At 71.7% G+C, this 21090-nt stretch carries 18 protein-coding genes; 6 read left to right on the plus strand and 12 right to left on the minus strand.

Translation table 11 applies throughout. From position 1 onward, the window contains the following. Window positions 1–39: 39 nt before the first annotated feature. The 4 genes from HW837_RS30805 to kbpA all read right to left on the minus strand — a co-directional run bounded on the left by HW837_RS30805 (window position 40) and on the right by kbpA (window position 5624). Complete coding sequence (locus tag HW837_RS30805) at window positions 40–1308, minus strand: acyltransferase family protein (RefSeq protein ID WP_193380386.1); 1269 nt, start codon at window positions 1306–1308, stop codon at window positions 40–42. A 49-nt stretch (window positions 1309–1357) separates the two neighbouring features. After that, complete coding sequence (locus HW837_RS30810) at window positions 1358–1867, minus strand: hypothetical protein (protein WP_159040872.1); 510 nt, start codon at window positions 1865–1867, stop codon at window positions 1358–1360. Between the two features lie 165 nt (window positions 1868–2032). Further along, entirely contained in the window at window positions 2033–4372 is a 2340-nt protein-coding gene (locus tag HW837_RS30815; protein ID WP_045556114.1) for an outer membrane protein assembly factor BamB family protein, read from the minus strand. 316 nt (window positions 4373–4688) lie between these two features. Then, window positions 4689–5624: an AfsK-binding protein KbpA gene (gene kbpA, locus HW837_RS30820; RefSeq protein WP_045556113.1), complete on the minus strand. Its 936-nt coding sequence runs from the start codon at window positions 5622–5624 to the stop codon at window positions 4689–4691. 380 nt (window positions 5625–6004) lie between these two features. On the opposite strand from kbpA, the gene HW837_RS30825 reads away from it, so the two are divergent. Further along, entirely contained in the window at window positions 6005–6652 is a 648-nt protein-coding gene (locus tag HW837_RS30825) for a TetR family transcriptional regulator (RefSeq protein WP_045556112.1), read from the plus strand. Window positions 6653–6856: 204 nt separating this feature from the next. Here HW837_RS30825 and HW837_RS30830 read toward each other — a convergent pair whose 3' ends face one another. Both HW837_RS30830 and HW837_RS30835 read right to left on the minus strand, forming a co-directional pair. Further along, window positions 6857–7345, minus strand: coding sequence for a nitroreductase/quinone reductase family protein (locus HW837_RS30830; protein WP_045556111.1), 489 nt, complete (start codon window positions 7343–7345; stop codon window positions 6857–6859). A 23-nt stretch (window positions 7346–7368) separates the two neighbouring features. Continuing rightward, on the minus strand, window positions 7369–8715 hold the full coding sequence (locus HW837_RS30835; RefSeq protein ID WP_093789808.1) for an acyl-CoA dehydrogenase family protein: 1347 nt from the start codon (window positions 8713–8715) through the stop codon (window positions 7369–7371). Window positions 8716–8861: 146 nt separating this feature from the next. Here HW837_RS30835 and HW837_RS30840 point away from each other — a divergent pair, with 146 nt between their 5' ends. From HW837_RS30840 to HW837_RS30850, 3 genes are all read left to right on the plus strand, one after another. Then, the gene (locus HW837_RS30840) at window positions 8862–10100 is read left to right on the plus strand and encodes a thiolase C-terminal domain-containing protein (protein WP_234442442.1); all 1239 of its coding nucleotides are present in this window, start codon (window positions 8862–8864) and stop codon (window positions 10098–10100) included. A 134-nt stretch (window positions 10101–10234) separates the two neighbouring features. Continuing rightward, window positions 10235–10660, plus strand: a complete 426-nt coding sequence (locus HW837_RS30845; protein WP_045556110.1) for a pyridoxamine 5'-phosphate oxidase family protein — start codon at window positions 10235–10237, stop codon at window positions 10658–10660. 13 nt (window positions 10661–10673) lie between these two features. Next, complete coding sequence (locus tag HW837_RS30850) at window positions 10674–11438, plus strand: pyridoxine/pyridoxamine 5'-phosphate oxidase (RefSeq protein ID WP_193380387.1); 765 nt, start codon at window positions 10674–10676, stop codon at window positions 11436–11438. Window positions 11439–11463: 25 nt separating this feature from the next. Here the strand turns inward: HW837_RS30850 and HW837_RS30855 are convergent, their stop codons facing one another. The 6 genes from HW837_RS30855 to HW837_RS30880 all read right to left on the minus strand — a co-directional run bounded on the left by HW837_RS30855 (window position 11464) and on the right by HW837_RS30880 (window position 15705). Beyond that, on the minus strand, window positions 11464–12252 hold the full coding sequence (locus HW837_RS30855; RefSeq protein WP_193380388.1) for a class I SAM-dependent DNA methyltransferase: 789 nt from the start codon (window positions 12250–12252) through the stop codon (window positions 11464–11466). Further along, window positions 12249–12875 (minus strand): GNAT family N-acetyltransferase, encoded by a 627-nt coding sequence (locus HW837_RS30860; RefSeq protein ID WP_045556107.1) that lies wholly within the window; start codon window positions 12873–12875, stop codon window positions 12249–12251. Before HW837_RS30860 ends, HW837_RS30855 begins: the two co-directional genes overlap by 4 nt. A gap of 24 nt (window positions 12876–12899) precedes the next feature. Further along, a complete protein-coding gene (locus HW837_RS30865) occupies window positions 12900–13316 on the minus strand; it encodes a Zn-ribbon domain-containing OB-fold protein (RefSeq protein WP_045556106.1) in 417 nt (138 codons plus the stop codon). Then, complete coding sequence (locus HW837_RS30870; RefSeq protein ID WP_045556105.1) at window positions 13316–13765, minus strand: hypothetical protein; 450 nt, start codon at window positions 13763–13765, stop codon at window positions 13316–13318. The genes HW837_RS30865 and HW837_RS30870 overlap by 1 nt, the downstream gene beginning before the upstream one ends. Window positions 13766–13926: 161 nt before the next feature. Continuing rightward, on the minus strand, window positions 13927–15318 hold the full coding sequence (locus HW837_RS30875) for an AAA family ATPase (protein WP_237270465.1): 1392 nt from the start codon (window positions 15316–15318) through the stop codon (window positions 13927–13929). Window positions 15319–15498: 180 nt separating this feature from the next. Further along, the gene (locus tag HW837_RS30880; protein WP_143110715.1) at window positions 15499–15705 is read right to left on the minus strand and encodes a hypothetical protein; all 207 of its coding nucleotides are present in this window, start codon (window positions 15703–15705) and stop codon (window positions 15499–15501) included. 197 nt (window positions 15706–15902) lie between these two features. On the opposite strand from HW837_RS30880, the gene pglX reads away from it, so the two are divergent. Both pglX and HW837_RS30890 read left to right on the plus strand, forming a co-directional pair. Continuing rightward, window positions 15903–19469: a BREX-2 system adenine-specific DNA-methyltransferase PglX gene (gene pglX, locus HW837_RS30885; RefSeq protein ID WP_045556102.1), complete on the plus strand. Its 3567-nt coding sequence runs from the start codon at window positions 15903–15905 to the stop codon at window positions 19467–19469. A gap of 186 nt (window positions 19470–19655) precedes the next feature. Further along, a complete protein-coding gene (locus tag HW837_RS30890; protein ID WP_045556101.1) occupies window positions 19656–20879 on the plus strand; it encodes a flavin-containing monooxygenase in 1224 nt (407 codons plus the stop codon). The last annotated feature ends 211 nt before the right edge of the window (window positions 20880–21090 follow it).

The following is a 21090-nucleotide window of genomic DNA, read 5'->3' on the forward strand; positions in this document are numbered from 1 at the left end:
GCCGGATCTCTTCCGGCGAGGCATCCGCGGTGCACCTGTCTAACCCACTCGCTCCGACACCGACGCCCCGGACCCCACCCGGTCCGGGGCGTCGCGGCGTGTCAGGCGGCGCCCCCATCGCTGGGCCGGTGCCTCGACGCAGTAGTACGTCAGCACGCACACCGGCAACAGCACCGCGTAGAAAGCCACTTCGAGGACGAGGTCGTCGTGGCGGCGGCGGCCGATCGTGCCGTCGCTCACCGCCAGCAGCAGCGGATGCACCAGGTAGACCGAGTAGCTGATCGTGCCCAGGAACGTGAGCAGACGCGGGATCCGCCGGCGGCGCACCGCCAGCCCGATGCCGAAGGTGGCCACGGCCAGCAGGAAGGACACGATCCAGGCGCGCCGGGTGAAGTGGCCCCCGTCGCCGTCGACATACGCGCTCCCCACCGCGCAGGCGACCACCAGGGCCGCAGCGCATCCCGCCCACGCCCAGCCGCTCTGCCCGGTGTCGGCCCGGTACACGGCCGTACCGAGGAACATCACAGCGAGGATCACCAGCCCTTCCCACACCGGGACCGTCCCGTTGAGGGCGACCAGGGACAGGGCGAGGACCCCACCCAGCAACCCCCCGAACACCCGCAGCACGGTCGACCCGGTGCTCGCGCAGCAGATGGCGACGACCATCACGACCGCCGCGAGGGCGATCAGCCGGCCGGTGCCGAACTCCTCGGAGAGGGCGGACGCCGGGAGCGTGAACCCGGCCGCCACGCTCAGCGCGGCGAACCCCGCCAGGGTGACGGCGACCAGGCCCGAGCGCCGGTGCTGACGCACCGTGAACAGCCCGACGACCAGCAGGTAGAAGGCCATCTCGTACGAGAGGGTCCACAGGACGAGGAGGAGATTGGGGGTGCCCAACAGCTCCTGGAACAGGGTGAGATGGGCCACCGCCACCGAGGCGAGGCTCTGCCCGCCGAAGTCCCGGATCTCCGCCACGCCCAGGTGGTCGGCCGCGATCAGACCGGCGACGACGGCCGCGCACAGCGGGTAGATCCGGAACAGACGGCCCGTCCAGAACGTCCTCACACAGCCCCGGCGTTCCAGCGACGCGGGGATGATGTAGCCGCTGACCAGGAAGAACACCATGATGCCGTAGCGGCTGGTGTTGAACTCCGGCATCAACTCCCGGCGGAACTCCGCCATGAAGGAGTACGACGAGTGGTCGAACACCACGACGAGCGCGGCGATGCCGCGCAAGGCGTCCAGCCAGCCGAGCCGCGACGCCCCGGACGGAACCGTCCGGGGCGTCGCGGCGAGTGAGGACCTCATACCCGCTCTCATGTGCAGTTCTTCTCCGGTGTTCAGTTGTCGACCCGGCTCAGAAGGAGGAGCGCTCCAGGTCGGTCAGCTTGCAGCTGCCGCCGCTCGCGCCGTCGTCGACCGTGCCGGCGGGCGCCTTCACATCGACGGTGGCGGACTCGCCCGGCGGCACCGACGGGATGCTGTTGTCCTCGGCGGTGTGCAGCACGGTGCCGCTCGCGTCCGTGAACTCCAGGTCGAACTCGTACGAGTAGGTGCTGGTGGAGCTGCTGTTGGTGGCGCGGACCCGGGAGACGAGGCCGTTGTCGTAGGTGCAGGTCTCGATCTTCAGGTCCCTCGCGGCGCCGCGCTGGGAGCTCGACGAGCCGCCCGTCCCCACGGTGGTGCTGCCGCCCGAGGTGGACGTGGAGCCGCTGTCGGATCCTCCGCTGCTGGAGCCGCCGCTGCTGGAGCTGGACGAGGAGGACGAGCCTCCCGAGCAGCCTCCCCCGCCGGAGCCGCGGGCCCCGGTGAGAGCGAAGACGACGATGCCGAATACGGCGACGGCTCGGACATGACGAGATTTCACGTTGCTCAACCCCCGTTGAGTAGCGTCGATTTGATGTCACAGGCACGCAAACGGAACAACCGCGGCGGTGACAGGTGCACGACACCATACCGGTTTCGGCCGCGGGCCGTGTCCCGGTCCGCGCGGGGCCGTCCACCGCCGCGCGGCCGTCCACCGCCGCGCGGCCTACGTCGTGCGCGCCGTGCCCGTCCCCTTCTCCGCATCCAGGGCGTACACGCAGCGGTCCTTGCTGCACGCGTACACGACGCCGTCCTTGACGACCGGCGAGCCGGTGATCTCGCCGCCGGTCGCGAGCTTCCAGCGGAGGCGGCCGTCGTCGGCCTTCAGCGTGTACAGGAGGTGGTCGGTCGAACCGAAGTGGATGCGGCCCTCCGCCACCGACGGCGCGCCCACGATCTCGCCGCCCGCCTGGAAGCGCCACTTCGGCGTGCCCGTGACCGCGTCGAGGGTGTAGAGCCCCTTGCCGCTGCCGACGTGGACGTGCCCGGCGGCCACCAGGACCGGCTCCAGCGAGGAGCGGGACTCCGTCGCGATGCGCCAGCGGTCGCGGCCGTCGGTCGCGTCGAGGGCGTAGACCGTGCCGAGGTAGTCGGCGAGGTAGACCCCGCCGCCCGTGACGGCGGGGCCCGGCGCGAACGTGGGGGCGGACAGGAAGACCGCCGGGGCCTCGAAGTGCCAGCGGACATGGCCGCCGGCGATGTCGACGGCGAGGACGCGGCTCCCGGCGGCGATGTAGACATAGCCGTCGGAGGCCGGGGTCAGCCTCACCGGGACGCCGCCGCAGGAGGCCGCGTCGCCGATGGGGTACGACCAGCGCTCCTCACCCGTACGGGCCTCAAGCGCGCGCAGCCGGGCGTCCTTCCAGATGTACACCGTGCCGTCCTGGACGACCGGCCCGGCCTCCGGGGACTCGAAGTCGGTCTGCGCGCCGGTGAGCTCCCACAGCTTCTGCCCGTTGGAGGCCTCCCAGCCCTGGACACCGCCGCCCCGGGTGGCGGTGACCACCGTGCCCCGGTCGGCCTTCAGCGAGTACACCCACGCCTCGGTGGACAGCCGCCACAGGTCGGCGCCCTCGCGGGCGTCGAGCGCGAAGAGGGTCGGGCCGTCGGAGGCGTGGATACGTCCGTCCGCGACCGCCATCGACCACGCGACGTCGCGCGTCTTGAAGCGGCGCCGCCCGGTGGCCACGTCCAGGGCGTGCACCTCGAAGGAGGTGACGTAGACGAGGTCGCCGGCCACCGACGGGGTGCCCCAGACATCGTTCGACATGCGGAAACGCCAGGGGCGCCAGCCGGAGGCGGCCGGTTCCGGGGCGGGCGGGGCCACGGCGGGCGCGGGGTCGGCGCCGTTCACGCCGGCGCGCGGCCGGGACCAGGACGCGGCGAGACCGGCCTCGGGAGGGGGCGCCTTCACGGCGGCGGCACGGGCGTCGGCGACGCGCGGGCCGGGCCCGATGGGGACCTGACCGCCGGCGAGCCGCACCGGCCCGGTGTCGGGGGCGCCGGACGGGACGGGCGCGGGGTCGTACGAGGGCGGCGGCGGGGGTACGGGCGCGGGGCGGGCGCCACCTCCGCTGCGGCCGCCGGTGTTCTGCGCCTTGGGCGCCGGGCGTCCGCCCCGGCGCGTCTCGATCAGGCTGACCGCCTTCTCGGGCAGCCACGCCGACGCCGTACCGCTGTCGTCCGAGCCGGAGCCGAAGAGGTGGGGCGCGAGCTGCGCCTGGAGGTCGGCGGGGCCCGGCCGCGCGGTCGGGTCCATCTGCATACAGGACTCGATGAGGGGGCGCAGCTCGTCCGGCAGGCCGGCGAGGTCGGGGCCCTCGCGCAGCAGCATGAACACGGTCTCGACGGGGTTGGCGCCGTGGAAGGGCGCGTGCCCGGTGGCGGCGAACACCAGCATCGAGCCGAGCGAGAAGACGTCGCTCGCGCCGGTCACGCTCCGCGAGTCCTTCGCCTGTTCGGGCGACATGTACGCCGGGGTGCCGACGGCGACGTTCGTCATCGTCAAACGCGTGTTCGATACACCGGAGGCGATACCGAAGTCGATCACGCGCGGCCCGTCCTCGACGACGAGCACGTTGGACGGCTTCAGGTCGCGGTGCACGAGTCCGGCGCCGTGGATGGACTGGAGGGCTTCGGCCACGCCCGCGGCGAGCCAGCGGACGGCCTGGACCGGCATGGGCCCGCAGTCGTTCACTATCTCCTCGAGCGAGGGCGCGGGGACGTACGCGGTCGCCAGCCACGGCACGGCGGCCCGCGGGTCGGCGTCGACCACGGCCGCCGTGTAGAAGCCGGACACCGCGCGGGCCGCCTCGACCTCACGCGTGAAACGGACCCGGAAGAGCTGGTCCTCCGCGAGCTCGGTCCGCACGGTCTTGATCGCCACGCGCCGACCCGACGCGGAGCGCGCCAGATAGACCAGCCCCATGCCGCCGGCCCCCAGCCGTCCCAGCACCTCGAACGGCCCGATCCGCCGCGGATCGTGCTGCGTCAGCTGATCCACCACTTGCCCTGCCACCTCCCCGTACGGACCGCGTCACCCACGTTGTGCGCGCGACCCCCGTGCAGCGTCTCACCACCGCACCGCCATGGCGGCACGCACCCCGATTCTTCCTGCTACCGGGGGCAGGTTGCGAACCCGGGTGCGGAACGGGGTGTCTCAGGACAAAACCACGTTGTCCGCCCCTCGGGAAGTGGGAGCCCGGATGGTGGGACAGTGCGGCGGACCGCGTACCACCGGCGCACAACCCCGTACGTCCGTCCGCCCGGCGCCCCCTGCGCGCCCCGCGCGACGACCCGACCGCCGCCCCACCCGAGAGCCGTCAGCGACCCCCGCCTCCGCGCTCTTCCCGCTGGTCAGCGTCGTCCTCCGGGCCGTTCTCCGTACGTTCCCCCTCCGGCCGCGCCTCGTCCTCGCGCTGGTCGTCCCCCTGTTGCCGCAGTTCGTCCGGACGCTGTTCGACCTGATCCGCCGCCCGCGGGGCCTCCCACCAGCCGTTGTCGTCCCTCTGCTGGAGCAGCGCGAACGACGCGCCTTGATTGTCCGTGACGACCGCCACATTTCCGTACGAGGTGTCGAAGGGCGGCACCTGCACCCGGCCCCCGAGCCGGCTGACCGCGCCGAGCGCGGCCTCGCGGTCCTCCGTCCGGAAGTGGACCAGGAAATGCGGAGGCATCTCCGCCGGGAAGACGTCCGTGAGCGTGGCGCGGCCGAAGTCGGGGGTGGCGTCCGGGCCGAAGAGGGCGTCGTGGAAGAGGTGCGCGTAGAAGGAGTTGGCGGCCTTGGTGTCACGGGTGTACAGCTCGGCCCACGCGAACGTGCCGGGCTCGTGACGCCGGCCGAAGCCGGGGTGCGCGGCGCCCTGCCAGAGGCCGAAGACCGCGCTCTCCGGGTCCGTGGCGAGCGCGGCCGTGCCGAGGCCGCCGACCGGTGTCGGCGGGGTGATCACCTGGCCGCCGGCCGCGACGATCCGGGCGGTGAGGGCGACCGCGTCCGGGGTAGCGAAGTGGACGGTCCACACGGTGGGGAGGCGGCCGTCGGGCTTGGGGGCGAGGGCGGCGACGGGGGCGCCGTCGAGGTGCGCCCACACCTCGTGCGCGCCGTCTCCGGGGGCCACCGAGAAGGTCCACCCGAAGAGTTCGCCGTAGAACCGCTTGCCCGCCTCGACGTCGGGCAGCTGGGCGTCCACCCAACAGGGCACGCCCTCGGGATACGGAGCGTTTCCCGTCCCGGCGACGCCCCCGGTCTCATCGGCCATGACGCCAAGGTAAGGGCGCACGAGCCGACACGCGCGCGGGGCGCGTCCGACCGCGCGACGCTCTGTCGCCGACGGGGGGTGGGATGGGGGTGCCTGTGCATCGCCGGGTGCGGGTGGTTCGTGTCGATGAAGGGCCGAAGGCCCCTTCAGGGGCGCGGGGAACTGCGCGAGAAGCCCCACCCACCCGCACCCGAAGAACGCACCGAGGGCGGGGTCGAAGGGGCGGCAGCCCCTGGGGAAGGGACGGGTAAGGGCGGCGGGGGCGAAAGAAAATGGCCAAGCCCCCTGATGCCCACCGCACGAACCCCTTGGTGAAGCCCACACTCCCCATTTGCAGTCGGCCGAATCGCGCTCCGATCACCCCTCGGTAAGCTGACGGCATGACAGGACAAGTGCGTACCGTCGACGGCCGCGTGGCCGGCCGACGAGGGCAGGCGACCCGGCAGAAGCTGCTCGACTGCCTCAGCGAGATGCTCAGCTCGTCGCCCTACCGGGACGTCAAAGTCATTGATGTCGCCCGGAAGGCGGGCACTTCACCCGCGACCTTCTACCAGTACTTCCCGGACGTCGAGGGCGCCGTCCTGGAGATCGCCGAGCAAATGGCCACCGAGGGCGCCACGTTGACGCGCCTGCTCGAAGGCCGCTCCTGGGTCGGCAAGGCCGGCTGGCAGACCGCCCAGGAACTCGTCGACGGCTTCCTGGAGTTCTGGCGCAAGAACGACGCCATCCTCCGCGTCGTCGACCTGGGCGCCGCCGAGGGCGACAAACGCTTCTACAAGATCCGCATGAAGATCCTGAACTCGGTCACCAACTCCCTCTCGGAGACGGTCGCCGAACTCCAGGCCAAGGGCCGCGTCGACAAGGACGTGAACCCGGGGGCCCTGGCCGGTTCCCTGGTCGCCATGCTCGCCTCGGTCTCCGGCCACCAGAAGGGCTTCCAGTCCTGGGGCGTGAAGCAGGCCGAACTGAAGCCCAACCTGGCCCTGTTGGTCCACCTGGGCATCACCGGCAAGAAGCCCACGAAGTAGGCAGGAGCCCCCGGGCACGCCCCCGGACGCGATTCCTGTCACGCAGACGGCACCCTCACCCGAGGAGTGCCGCCTGCCGCGTTCAGGGGACCGGGACCCACGCCCCGTTCGGGACCCACGCCCCGTTCGGGACCCGCGACTCACCCGGCCCATGGCTCACCCGGCCCGCGGCGGACACAGCCCGCGACTCATCCGGCCCGCGGCTCAGCGCCGTACGATCCGGAACACCCGTATCTCCCGGTCGATCCGGGCCTGGTACGTCGCGTAGGGCGGCCAGAACCGCAGCAACTCCTGCCAGACGGCGGCCCGTTCCGCGCCCGCCAGCAGATGCGCGGTGACGGGGATGTCCTGCCCCTTCCAGTTGATCTCGGCGTCTGGATGGGCCAGCAGGTTGGCGCTCCAGGCGGGATGGCCGGGGCGGCCGAAGTTCGACCCCACGAGGATCCAACTGCCGCCCTCCGCCTCGGGCATACAGGCCAGCGGCGTACGACGCGGCACCCCGCTGCGCGCGCCGGTCGCGGTCAGGACGACCCCGGGCAGCAACTGCGCGCTGAGCAGCACACGGCCCCGGGTGACCCGGTGCACCGCCCGGTCCAGGGCGGGTATGACGTGCGGCGCGACCCGGGCGAACGCGGGTGCCGAGGACACCTTCTGCACCAGCCGTACGCCCATGTCCTTGATCCCGTCGGTCATCCCCGCCGTACCCCTCGCAGCCATCAGCCCCGCACCTCCTCGCGTACGCCCTGTCCGTCGAGCTCCCGCCCACCGGGGGCCCGCCCACCACCACCCCGGCCGTCACGTTCCCGGCCCTCGTGCTCCCCGCCCTCGCCCGTGAAGACCCCCGCCGCGTCGGCCGCCCGCCCCCGCAGCCGGTGCACCGGCCCGAAGAGCAGCTCGTCCCCCGCCGCCCGTTTGAAGTACGACTGCGCCTCGTGCTCCCAGGTGAACCCGATCCCCCCGTGGAGCTGGATCCCCTCCCCTGCGGCCACCCGCAGGGCCTCCAGGGCCTGGGCGAGGGCCAGCCCGCCGACCCGTTCACCGCCCCGCCGGCCACGACCGTCCGTTCCTGGGGAGTCGGCCGCGGCCGCCCAGGCCGCGTAGTACGCCGCCGACCGGGCGGCCCGCACCCCCACGTAGACATCCGCGAGCCGGTGCTTCACCGCCTGGAACGACCCGATCGGCCGCCCGAACTGCTCCCGCTGCCGTACATACGCCACCGTCCGCTCCAACGCCCGGTCGGCCGCGCCCACGGCCTCCGCGGCGAGCACGGCGGCCGCCGCCTCCCCGACACCGGCCAGGGCGGCCGGTATGTCCGCCGTGTCGTCGTCGCCCAGCAACTCGGCTCGCACATCGCGCAGTTCGAGCCGGGCCACCGGTCGCGTCTCGTCGAGGGAGGTCAGCCGCACCCGTACGACCCCGGAAGCGGCCCCGCCACCACCACCGCTGTCCTCCTCCCCCGCCCGCACCAGGAACAGCAGCGTCCGCGAGCGGGCGTACCCCCCGGCGTGCGCGGCGACGACCAGCAGCCCCGCGCTGTGCCCGTCGAGGACCTGCCCGGCCTCCCCGTACAGCCGCCACCCGTCCCCGGCCCGGCGCGCCTGGACGCCGCCGGCCCGGCCACCGCCGGACCACGCGCCCTGGTTGTCGGCGGTCAGGGCCAGTGCGATGGGCAGGGCGCCGCCCGGTACCGCGAGGGCGGCGGTGAGCCGGCCGGAGGCGAGCGGCGGCAGCAGCTCGGCGCGCTGCCGCTCGGTGCCGAGAGCGAGGATCAAGGGGGCCACGAGGACGGAGCTGGACAGCAGGGGCGAAGGTGCGAGCGACCGCCCCAACTCCTCCACCGACAGCGCAAGTTCGGTCACCGAACATCCGACGCCGCCGTACGCCTCGGGGAGCGCGAGCCCCGGCAGGCCGAGCTGGTCGGAGAGGGCGGCCCACAGCCCGCCGTCGTACCCCTCCCCCGTCCGCACGGCGGCCCGGACCTCCTCCGGACCACAGCGCTTGAGCAGCAACTCCCTCACGGTGCGCCGGATCTCCTCCTGCTCGGCGGTGAAGCGGGCGTCCATGGGCGGTCCCCCTTCGGTTCCCAGCCAACGTTCTCCAGATCTGACGGTCCGTCATATTAGGGGCGATGGCGAGTGAAGCACAGGGTTGCCGCATGGAGTTACCGCACAGGGCGGCAGCCTCGCTTATCTGATGTACCGTCAGATTCATGACCGCTGTGCCTGCCACACAGAAGCCCACACAGAACCCCACGCAGAACCCCACGCGGAGCGCCACGCGGAACACCGGCCGGAACGTCGCGATCGTCGGCGTCGCCCTCTCCGACTGCGGCCGGGTGGACGACGCGACCCCGTACGCCCTCCACGCGCAGGCGGCCCGCCGGGCCCTCGCCGACGCGGGGCTGGAGCGCTCGGCCATCGACGGCCTCGCCTCGGCCGGACTGGGGACGCTGGCGCCGGTGGAGGTGGCGGAGTACCTGGGGCTGCGGCCCACCTGGGTGGACTCCACCTCCGTCGGCGGCTCGACCTGGGAGGTCATGGCGGCCCACGCGGCGGACGCGATCGCCGCCGGCCACGCGAACGTCGTCCTCCTCGTCTACGGCTCCACGGCCCGCGCGGACGTCAAGGCGGGCCGCCGGACCGGCAACCTCTCCTTCGGCGCGCGCGGCCCGCTCCAGTACGAGGTCCCCTACGGGCACACCCTGATAGCCAAGTACGCCATGGCCGCGCGCCGCCACATGCACGAGTACGGCACGACGCTGGAACAGCTGGCCTCGGTGGCCGTGCAGGCCCGGACGAACGCGGCGGCGAACCCCGAGGCCATGTTCCGCACCCCGATCACCGTCGACGACGTGCTGTCGTCCGCGCCGATCGCCGACCCCTTCACCAAGCTGCACTGCTGCATCCGCTCCGACGGCGGCGCGGCGGTCGTGCTGGCGGCCGAGGAGTACGTACGGGACTGCCGGCCGACCACGCCCGTTTGGATCCTCGGCACCGGTGAGTACACCTCCCACACGACCATGTCCGAGTGGCCCGACTTCACCGTCTCCCCGGCGGCGGTCAGCGGGCGCCTGGCCTTCGAACGCGCCGGAGTGCGCCCCTCCGAGATCGACTTCGCCGAGATCTACGACGCCTTCACGTACATGACCCTGGTGACCCTGGAGGACCTCGGGTTCTGCGCCAAGGGGGAGGGCGGGGCGTTCGTGGAGAAGGACCGTCTGACCCTGACCGGCGACCTCCCCGTCAACACCGACGGCGGCGGCCTCTCCGCCCAGCACCCCGGGATGCGCGGCCTCTTCCTCCTCGTCGAGGCCGTACGCCAACTACGCGGCGAGGCCGACGCCCGCCAGATCCGCACCCGCACCGGCGACCTCCCCCGCCTGGCGGTCGCCTCGGGCACGGGCGGCTGGTTCTGCTCCTCGGGGACGGTGGTCCTGGGGCGGGAGTGAAGGACCGGAGGTCCTGGGAGGCCGGGAGGCGCGTGGTCCGGGGACAAGGCGCGTGGTCCGGAATAGGGAGCGGGGCCGGTGCGCTGAACCGACTCGCAGGCGCCGACATCCCGAGGCATCCCGGAGGAAGTGGCATGGCACTGTCCCGCAAGGAGCGCGAGGAGTTTCTGGCCGAGGCGCACGTGGCCGCGTTGGCAGTGGACGCGGGAGAGGGGCGGGCCCCGCTGACGGTGCCGATCTGGTACCAGTACGAGCCCGGCGGTGACATCTGGGTCATGACCGGTCGGGACTCCCGCAAGAACCGGCTGATCCAGACCGCCGGACGCTTCACCCTGATGATCGAGCGGCTGGAACCCACGATCCGCTACGTCTCCGTCGAGGGCCCCGTCACCGACACGACCCCCGCCACCCTCGACGAGCTCCGGGAGATCACCGCGCGCTACCTACCGCCCGAGAAGGTCGACGGCTATGTCGAGTTCTCCTCCGCGAACCACGGCGACCAGGTCGTCATCCACATGCGGCCCGAGCGGTGGGTCTCGTCCGACCTGGGCACGGTGTGAGACCGTCCCACCCATGATCGATCCCCCTTCCCGGCCCCAGGCCCAGTCGCAGGACCAGTCCCAGGCCGGGTCCCCGCCCCAGGCCGAGGCCGGGGCCGCACCCGCGCCCTGCCCGTCGTCCGAGTTCGTCCAGACGCTGCGCGGCCTGCGCGTCTGGGATCCGCAGGTCAGCGCGCTGCCGCTGTTCGACCCGGCCACGGCCCCCGCCGAGCCGGTGCCGCTCTTCTCGACCTGGTTCGGCGAGGTCGTGGCGGCCGGGGAGGTGGAGCCGCACACGATGTCGCTGGCCACGGCGGACGCGGAGGGGCGCCCGGACGTCCGTACGGTGATGCTGCACGACGTGGACGCGCGCGGCTGGCACTTCGCCTCCCACGCCGGAAGCCGCAAGGGCCGCCAGCTCGCGCACCGGCCGTACGCCTCCCTCGGCTTCTACTGGCCCCTCCTCGGCCGCCAGGTACGGGTGCGGGGCCGTGTCACGGTCGAGCCCGCCGAGGTCGCCCACGCCGACCTGCACGCCCGCTCGACGGGTGCGCTGGCCGCCGCGCTCGTGGGTCACCAGAGCGAAGTCCTGCCCTCGTACGAGGAGTTGGAGCGCGCCTCGGAGGCCGCCTGGGCGCGGGCCGAGCGGGACCCGGACGTGCCGGTGCCGTCCTGGACGGCGTACGTCGTGGAACCGGACGAGGTGGAGTTCTTCCAGGGCGACGCACGGCGTCGACACGTACGCCTCGACTACCGCCGGGATGGCGACGGTTGGGCGAAGGCGCTGCTCTGGCCCTGACCTTGCCCTGTGCCTCCCTCGGCCCTCAGACCTTCTCCCACACGGACACATGCGCGGTGCTGTCGTGCGTGAAGGGCTCCCCCTTCCACCCCGCCCACCGGTCCCGCAGCCGCATCCCGGCGAGCCGGGCCATCAGATCCAGCTCGGCCGGCCAGACGTACCGGAACGGAATCGTCCGGTACACCGTCCGCCCGTCGACGACCATCATGTGGTGCGACCGCAGGCCCTGCGTCGCGACGTCGTACGTGTCGAACCCCAGCCGGGTCGGCCCGACCCGGAACGGCACCGCGTTCTGCCCCGGCGGCAGCCTGCGCAGGTCCGGCACCCCGACCTCGATCACGAAACGGCCGCCGGGCACGAGGTGCGCGGCGGCGTTGCGGAAGCAGTCCACCTGGGCGTCCTGCGTGAGCAGGTTGTTGATCGTGTTGAAGACCAGGTAGGCGACCGTGAAACCGGGGCCCCCGACCCGGGTCGTCGCGAAGTCCCCGATGGTGACCCCGATGTCCTCGCCGCCCGGCTTGGCCCGCATCCGCCGGACCATGGCCCGCGACAGGTCGATGCCGTGCACGGGCACGCCCCGCCGGGCGAGCGGCAGCGCGATCCGCCCGGTGCCGACGCCGAACTCCAGTGCCCGCGCGCCCCCTTCGGCTCCCGGCCCGCCCGCGAGACCGGCGATCAGGTCCACCACGGGGTCCACGGCCTCCGGGCCGAACACCTCGTCGGAGGGGTCGTCCGGGGCGCCGTCGTAGTGGGCGGCGACGGCTTCCCCGAAGTACCCGTCGGGATCGTCGACTTCTTCGTACAGCTCACTCATCGGATCCCCTCCGGGGCCGGGTCGGTGGCCAGTCGTGCGTGCAGGTGGGCGTCCCGGAAGGCGTCCTGGCGCCCCTCGGCGAACGCCGCCCCGCGCAGGAGCCCCTCGTACCGGAACCCGCACAGCTCGGCGATACGGCAGGACGCGGCATGGCCGACGACGTGGTCGAGTTCGAGCCGGTGGATGCCGAGTTCGGTGAAGGTCCAGCGGGCGGCTAGGTCGAGGGCCCGGGTGGCGACCCTGCGGCCACGGGCCTCGGGCAGCACCCAGTACCCGATGACGGCCCTGCGCATGAACGCGTCGATCCCGCTCAGCCCGACCTGCCCGAGGGTCGCGCCGCTCTCCGCGTCCGTGATCCGGAAGGCCACGGTCGTGCCCTCCGCGTCGGACTCGGCCCGCCGCCGCAGCGACTGCCTGGCGCCCTCGAAGGTCTCGTCCCACACCAGGGGCGTGTTCCACCGCCGGAAGTCGGGATCGGTACGCCCCCGCAGCCACGCCTCGACATCGGCGTCGGACTCGGCGTCCCAGGAGCACAGCCGCAGCCCGTGCCCCCGCGGCTCGACAGAGGACGCGTCGGGAGGGTCTGGGAACGGGCCGGAGGATCGCTCATCAGTACGGCTCACACCCCCATTGAAACGCCGGGCCCCTCACGCCCGCACGCGAAATACGGGCACCACGAACCCCCCGCTCTCCCGGAAGGCGACCTGGAGCCCCGCCCCCGCGCGCAGTTCCCCTCCCCCCTCCTCCCACTCCACGACCTCGGTCATCATCCGCGGCCCCTCGACGAGGTCGACGACGGCGGGGACGTACGGCGTCCGCTCCCCGAAGGGCGGCAGGTCGTTGCGGTGGACGACGGACCAGGTGTAGAGCACGGCGCGTCCGGAGGCCTCCTCCCATCGCACGTCCTCGCTCCAGCAGTACGGGCAGAACTCGCGCGGATAGTGATGGGCGCGCCCGCATCCCGCCGCCCCGCAACGCCGCAGCAGCAGCCGCCCGTCGGACGCGGCATCCCAGTACGTACGACTGAGACCGTCGACCTCCGGCAGATCGAACCGGGCCCCCACTAGAACAACCCGAACGCGCTGTCCAGGGACCACGTCTGCCAGGACATCCCGAACAGCGCCACCACCGAGATGAGCGCCATCATCGAGTTCTGCCCCTGCTCGGCCCAGTCGTGGATCATCAGCACGAGATAGAGGAGGTTGAGCACCAGCCCGCCGACGAGCGCGATCGGCGTGAGGAACCCGAGGATCAGCCCGAGGCCGAGGGCGAGTTCGGCGTAGACGACGACATAGGCCATGACCCGCTGCCGAGGCCTGACCACCACGTCGAACCCCCCGCGCACCGCCGCCCACCGGTGCTTCTCCGCGACCCCGGCCGCCCAGGCGATGCCGGTCCCCTCCTCGAACCAGGCCCTCTTGTCCTTGTGCCGCCAACTCTCCAGCCACCACAGCCCGAGCCCGATACGCAGCACGGCCACCCATTCGGCACCGCTGAGCCAGATCGTCTCCATGGACTTCGCCCTTCCGCGCGCACCCACACGGGTTTCTGACGGATCGTCAGTTCAGCGGAAGGGAGATGGATGCGCAAGAGGCACGGACAGGCCGACAGAACCCGGGGCCCTGCCCGCACCCGCACCCGCACCCGCACCCGCGAGGGCGTCCGCCCTACGCCTCAGGGCACGAACCCGACCGGCATGGCCCGCCCGTACAACTCGTCGAGACCGACGAGCAGCAGGCCACCTCGCTCCGCCGCAGCGCGCAGTGAGTCGCTGAATCCCGCGGCGCTGAAGAACGCCAGCCCGCAGTGGGCCGTGTCGAACCCCCGGCCCGTCAGCAGTTCACGGGCCCGGCTCAGCCGCTCCAGATGGCCGACACCCAGCACGGTGCCCCACTTCGCTTCTCCCAGGAGGGCAACCGACGGTCGCCGCCCCCCAGAACCCGGCTCGACGACCGCCACATCCACCTGCAGCTGCCGGCGTTCCGCCGAGTCAGTCACGATGCCGCTGCCGACCTCACCCAGCGACCTACTGAGCAACGACCGTCCCGGCCCGATCACATACTCGCGGCAGACGGCCTCGAAATGCGGTCCGGCCACCTGTGCCGCGAACCGCTCGGCCGCCTGCCCCCACACCTCCGCGGCCTGACCGCTCTCCAGCCGGGCCCAGGCAGGACGCATGACCGCCTCGTAAAAGTTGATCAGCGGTTCGACGATGCGGTACTGCGACTTGCCCGCACGGAAGATGTCGGCCTCACGAACCAGGAGGTGGCTGTCCTCGAGGACGTTGAGCGGGTGCGAGATGTCGACAGCCTTCCGGCCGATGTACCCGGCGATCCCGCCACGCGTCGTGTTGCCCTGCGCCACAGCCGCCAGGACGGAGTGGTACAGGGCCGTGTCCCGGATGTCAGCCTCCTCCGCGAGCAGATAACGCGCTTCCCGGAAGAGCGGACTGAACGGCGAGAGGACCGTACGGCAGATCCAGTCGTCGAACGCCGCCAGGTTCTCGGGGACGTCGTCCGCCAGGAACTGGCGGCGGTACGCGGGCGTACCACCGACCACGGCGTGCAGTCGGGCCGCGAGGGCGGGCTCATCGGCAACGCCCCAGAACTCCGCGGCCGGCCGGTAGCCGAAAGGCCGCACGACGAGTTCGAGCTGGGCCCGGCCCCGCAGGGGGGCCGTGCTCGCCAGCAGCCCGCCCATCACCGACATCGCCGAACCACAGAGGAGGAGCCGCATGCGGCTCTCCCGTGTCTGATGGCGATCGATCTCGCGCTGGATGAGGGAGGGAAGTTCGGGAGCGACCTTCGCCAGGTAGGGGAACTCGTCGATGACGACGAGACGCGTGGTCGCCTCGCCCGCCCCCCTCCCGTCCGGAGAGGCGATGCCGAAGAGAGAGGAGACGGCGTCGTCCCACGTCGCGAAGGAGAAGGGCGCCGGAGAGCCCACGTACTCGGCCAGGGCGGCACCGAACTGCCGCAGCGACTCGGTGGCGGTGCCCGCCGTGGCACCGAAGTAGAAGCCCCCGTACTGCTCGACCAAGGCCCTCAGCAAATAGGTCTTCCCCATCCGGCGGCGACCGCTGACGACCCCGAGCATGGCCTGCGGCAAGGGCCGTTCCACGAAAGCGACGAGCGCCTCCCACTCGGGTGCGCGGTCGAACACGTGCGGAGGTTTGACCAACCCTGCCTGACGCCTCACGAGACCCCCTTCGAGTCCTTAGGACCGTACCCCTAAGAACTGTACTCCTTATGAGCCCGACTCGGTCAGGAACTTCCTGGCCGTGAGCCCCAGGGTGGCCAGCCCCAAGAACGCACCCCCTCCCGTCGCCAGCACGACGACCACCTCCCCGCCGACCGCCCGGACGGCGCCCGCCGCGAGAACGGCACCCACCAAGGATCCCAGCAGGATGAGCGCCAGCCAGACCCCTCTGAGCGCTCTGTCGTTCCCCTCCATGGGGCACACCTCTTCCACTGCGCCGAATTCCGCCGACACGGCCGCCGATCGACGGCCGTTCCAGTGACAAGGGTAGAGGAGTCACGCCAACACTCTCCACTATTTACGACACTCTCGCGGTGATAACCTCGCTACCAGGATGAAGTGCCGACGCGACCGGCAATGACCTGCTGTCCGACCGAGAAAGAAGAGGGGCAATGCTCTCTCGCGCCGACCTGCTCAGGGACCTGCGGCGGATCAGGGTGGAGATCGAGCATGATCTGGGCACGCGCGCCCCCTCCGATCCCGCCGTCGAAAGGATGCGGGCCGAGTACGGGGCCGCCGTCGAGCAGAGGCTGACGGCGTCGACATGGAAGGCCTGGCTGCAGGAGCAGGTCTCACAGGTCGCCACCGGCTGGGTCCTGGCCACCGTGATGATCCGGTTCTGTGAGGACAACGGACTCCTCGGACTTCCCTTCGCGGGACGCTGGGAGCCGGGCGCGGACGACGCGGCGAACGATCCGATCCTCTCGGCCGTGGACCGCCTGTCTTCCCATCCCGCGATGGCCTCGGTCTTCAGCAGGAGCAGTCACCCGATGTGGCGGATGCGGCCGGGCCCCGAGGCGAGCCGGGCGCTCGTCGACTTCTGGCGTCGCCGGACCCCGGAGGGGCTCCTCGTCCACGACTTCGAGGACGCCTCACGCGACACGCGATTCCTTGCGGACCTGTACATGGACCTGAGCGACCAGGCACGCAAGTCCCACGGCCTGGTCGCCACTCCGGACTTCGTGGTCGAGCTGATTCACGACCTCACACTCGAGGCGGCGCTGCACGAGCACGGGGCGGCGCCCGGGCCGGCCGGGTTCCGGATGATCGACCCCGCCTGTGGGTCCGGCGGATTCCTGCTCGCCGCGTACACCCGCCTGTGCCGCCGCTGGGCCGACGCCCGCCCCGGGATGAGCCCCTGGCAGCGGGCCGCCCGGGCCCTGGCGTCGGTCCACGGCTGCGACATCGACCCCTGCGCCGTCAGCATCACGCGTTTCCGACTGCTGATGGCCGCCATGGACACCGGGCGGGCCCAGACCTTGGACGACGTCCCGGACCTCCCGCTGGTGGTGGCTACCGGGGACGCGCTGCTGCACGGTCCCGACAGTGATGCTCTCGGTCCCGCGCCCGGCGGCCACGTGGCGCCCCCGCAGCCCACCGGCTTCGGATCGCCGACCGACATCGACGCATACGCGGAGCGCCACGGCCTGCTGCGCCCCGCCTCGTACCACGTGGTAACGAGCAATCCCCCCTACCTCACCGTCAAGGACAAGGCCCTCTTCACTGCCTACCGCGACGCCTACGAGAGCTGCGAGGGGCCCTACACCCTCTCGGTCCCCTTCACGGAACTGGCCTTCCGTCTGGCACTGCCCGGCCCGTCCTCAGGGCGGGTCGGTCTCCTGACGGTCAACTCCTTCATGAAGCGCGAATTCGGCCGCAGGCTCATCGAGCGTTTCCTGCCACGGGTGCGGCTCTCCCATGTCATCGACACCTCCGGGGCCTACATCCCCGGCCACGGCGCGCCCACCGTCATCCTCGTCGGCCGGAACAGCGTCCCCGCACCCCACGAACCTGTTCTCCTCGTCGTCGGCCTCCGTGGCGAGACGCACCTGCCGCAGGTGCCGGCGCAGGCACCGGTCTGGCAGTCGCTGCGACGGCTGGCGTTCGCCCCCGGCACGACGGACCACTGGGCCGAGTCCTACTTCCAGGAACGCGGAGAGCTGAGCGTCTTCCCCTGGAGCCTCACACCGTCGGCGGCCCGGCACGTGCTGCGCCTCATGGAGAAGGGGGAGCGGCTTCGCGAACGCGTCGCGCGTATCGGGTACGCGGCCAACACCGGCTCCGACGACCTGTTCTGTTCCACCCCCGCCTCGTTCCGACGGTACGGCGTGGAGGAGGCCGCGACCATCCGGGTACTGACCGGCTCCGAGGTCCGCGACTGGTCCTCACGGGCACCCTTGGAGGCGTTCTTCCCCCGCACCGGGAACGGCAGGGAACTCGTCGACCTGGACCTCTGTCCACGGCATCGACGGCGCCTGTGGCCGTACCGCACCGTGCTGGCACACCGCCGCGGGACCAACAAGTCGTCGCCGTGGTACGACTGGCACCAGTTCGCGCTGGACTGGGACGCGCACCCTTGGTCGATCGTCTTCCCCTGGGTCTCCACCCATCCGCACTTCACCGTTCTCCGCGGCGGTGCCGTACCCCTGAACTCGGCACCGGTGATCAAACTTCCGCCGAGCGCGACGGAATCGTCCCACCTCAAGCTTCTCGGAACTCTCAACAGTTCGGCCGTGTGCTTCTGGCTGAAGCAGGTGAGTCAGAGCAAGGGGCAGGCGCACATCGACACCCTCCGAGGCGGCGAGGCCTGGGAGAAGATCTACGAGTTCACGGCCGGCCGTCTGCTCGACCTTCCCCTCCCCCGCACCATGCCCCTCGCGCCGGCGGAGCACCTCGACGGGCTGGCCACCGAGTCGGCCGACTGCCTGTCGGAGCTGTCGGCCCCGGACACGCCTCTCACGGCGCGCACACTCCGCTCGGCCCAGGACCGCTGGTTCTCGATCCGGGCCCGCATGATCGCGCTCCAGGAAGAACTGGACTGGCAGGTATACGCGTCCTACGGCATCGTCGACGACGCCGAGGGGCTGACCGCCGTCGTCGATCCGCCTCCTCTGAGAGTCGGTGAGCGCGCGTTCGAGATCGCGCTCGCCAGAAGGATCGCGAGCGGCGGGACGAGCGCGCCGTGGTTCTCCGACGATCCAGAGGCCAAGTGGTTCACGCGCCACGAGGCGGTCCCCACGACCGAGGTTCCCGAACACTGGCCGGCCCCGTACCGGGACCTCGTACAGCGACGCGTCGACGCCATCGCGCAGAACGGGTTCCTGGCGCTGTTGGAGCAGCCCGAGTACAAGCATCGCTGGATCGCGCCCGACTGGAACGCCACCGTCCGGGACATCCTTCGCGAAAGGCTGCTCGACCGCTGCGAAGCGGATCGGCTGTGGTTCGAAGCCGTGCCGACCGGTCGTCGCCCGGTCGCACGGACCGTACGGGAACTGTGCGAACTACTCGAAGACGACGAGGAGTTCCTCGCGCTGCTCTCGCTCTACGCGGAACTGACCGACGCGGACGACAGAAGCACGGTCAGCGTTCTGCTGGACCTGCTCGCCACCGAACACGTTCCCCAGGCGGCACCGCTCCGGTACAAACCGTCGGGCCTCACCAAGCGCCGCGCCTGGGAGGAGCTGTGGGAGTCCCAGCTGCGGGACGACATGCGGGGCCGCGCCGACACGGCGGCCCCGCAGGAGCCGCCCCGCTTCACCTCCGCGGACTTCCTCAAGTCGTCCTACTGGAAACAACGCGGCAAGTTCGACCTGCCGAACGAGCGCTTCACCTCGTTCGCCTCCTCCATCTCCTCCCTGTCCTCGACGACCCTGCTGGGCTGGGCGGGCTGGGACGCCCGTGAGCGAACGGAGGTGCTGCTCGACATCCTGGAGGCGGAAGCCCACGCCCACGCGCACCGGCCCGAGTTCGCTCTGCCGTTGCTCTCGGCTCTCACGGAGGTGCTGCCCTGGGTCACCGCGGTGGACCGCGGCCTCGGTCCGGTCAGGGCGTCCGACGGCGACGAGCAGTTGCGGGAGAGCTACACGCGCCACCTCGCCCGGCTCGGCCTGTCCGTCCAGGACGTGCGTTCATGGCGACCCGCGGCTCCCCGACGAGGACGGCCGCGCAAGGGGGCGTAGGAGGAAGGACTTCGGCGTGGTCTCCCGAAGCGCGCCGTGAGCCGCAGGCGCCGCCACCGTCCGTCCACATACCAGGAGACCTACGCCACAGGCCCCACCCACCCCTCCCACACCCGTGATCAATCCGCAACCAATTCCGGGCTTGACCGAGACCCAACAAGTGAGGGTGTGAATACGCTCAGGCACATGGCCGATTCCAGTGCACCCGCGGGACCCGCGACCCCTGCGTCCTCCGACCACCCCGTCTACGTGATCGGCGGCGGACCCGGCGGGCTGGCCGTCGCGCACGCGCTGCGGGCGCAGGGGGTGCGGGCCGTGGTGCTGGAGAAGTCGGACGCGGTCGGCTCGTCCTGGCGGCGGCACTACGACCGGCTGCACCTGCACACCACCCGGCGGCTGTCGGGGCTGCCCGGCCTGTCCATGCCGCGCCGCTTCGGCCGGTGGGTGTCGCGGGACAACGTGGTGCGGTACCTGGAGAAGTACGCCGAGGTGCACCAGCTGGAGATCGTGACGGGCGTCGAGGTGTCCCGGGTCGAGCGCGGCCCGGACGGCACCGGCTGGCTGCTGCACGCCACCGGCGGCCGCGAGCTGACCGGCGGCGCGGTGGTCGTCGCCACCGGCTACAACCACACGCCCCACATCCCCGACTGGCCCGGCCGCGACTCGTTCGAGGGCGAGCTGGTGCACGCCGCCCAGTACCGCAACCCGAAGCCCTACGCCGGCCGGGACGTCCTCGTCGTCGGCGTCGGCAACACCGGCGCCGAGATCGCCGTCGACCTCGTCGAGGGCGGGGCGGCGCGCGTACGGCTCGCGGTGCGGACGGCCCCGCACATCGTGCGCCGGTCGACCGCCGGGTGGGCGGCCCAGTACACGGGCGTCCTCGTACGGCGACTGCCGGTCGCCCTCGTGGACCGGCTCGCCAAGCCGATGGCGAAGCTCAGCGTGCCCGACCTCTCGGCGCACGGCCTGGCCCGCCCCGACACCGGCCTCTACTCCCGTGTGCACGAGGGCTCCGTCCCCGTGCAGGACGTCGGCCTCATCGACGCCGTACGCAAGGGGCAGGTCGAGATCGTCGGCCCGGTCGAGGGGTTCGAGGACGGCAAGGTCGTCCTCGGCGACGGCACCCGCGTCGCGGCCGACGCCGTGATCGCCGCCACCGGCTACCGGCGCGGCCTGGAAGGACTCGTCGGACACCTCGACGTGCTCGACGGCCGGGGGAAGCCCGTCGTCCGCGGCGCCCGCACCCCCGCGAGCGCACCCGGCCTGTACTTCACCGGCTTCACCAACCCCATCAGCGGCATGCTCCGCGAACTCGCCCTCGACGCCGAGAAGATCGCCAAGGCGGTCGCGAAGACCGGCGGGGTCGCCACGCTCGACGCGATCACGGTACGCATCCGCACGGAACGCTGACCGCCCGCCTGCCACCACCGGATCGTCGCCCATGGACTCACCCATGGACGGATCCGGTCACAGGTCTGACCTCCGCCCCGCATGGGTACAACCTCCTTACTGCCGCGTAACTTTGCTCGCACACCCATTCCTGACACAGCGTCAGTTCAGTAGTCTGAAATCTGACGTGTCGTCAGGTACGTGAACGTCACCACGTCACTGAATTGGCTGT

Origin of the sequence: Streptomyces caniscabiei (assembly GCF_014930365.1) — a bacterium.
Classification (GTDB): domain Bacteria; phylum Actinomycetota; class Actinomycetes; order Streptomycetales; family Streptomycetaceae; genus Streptomyces; species Streptomyces caniscabiei.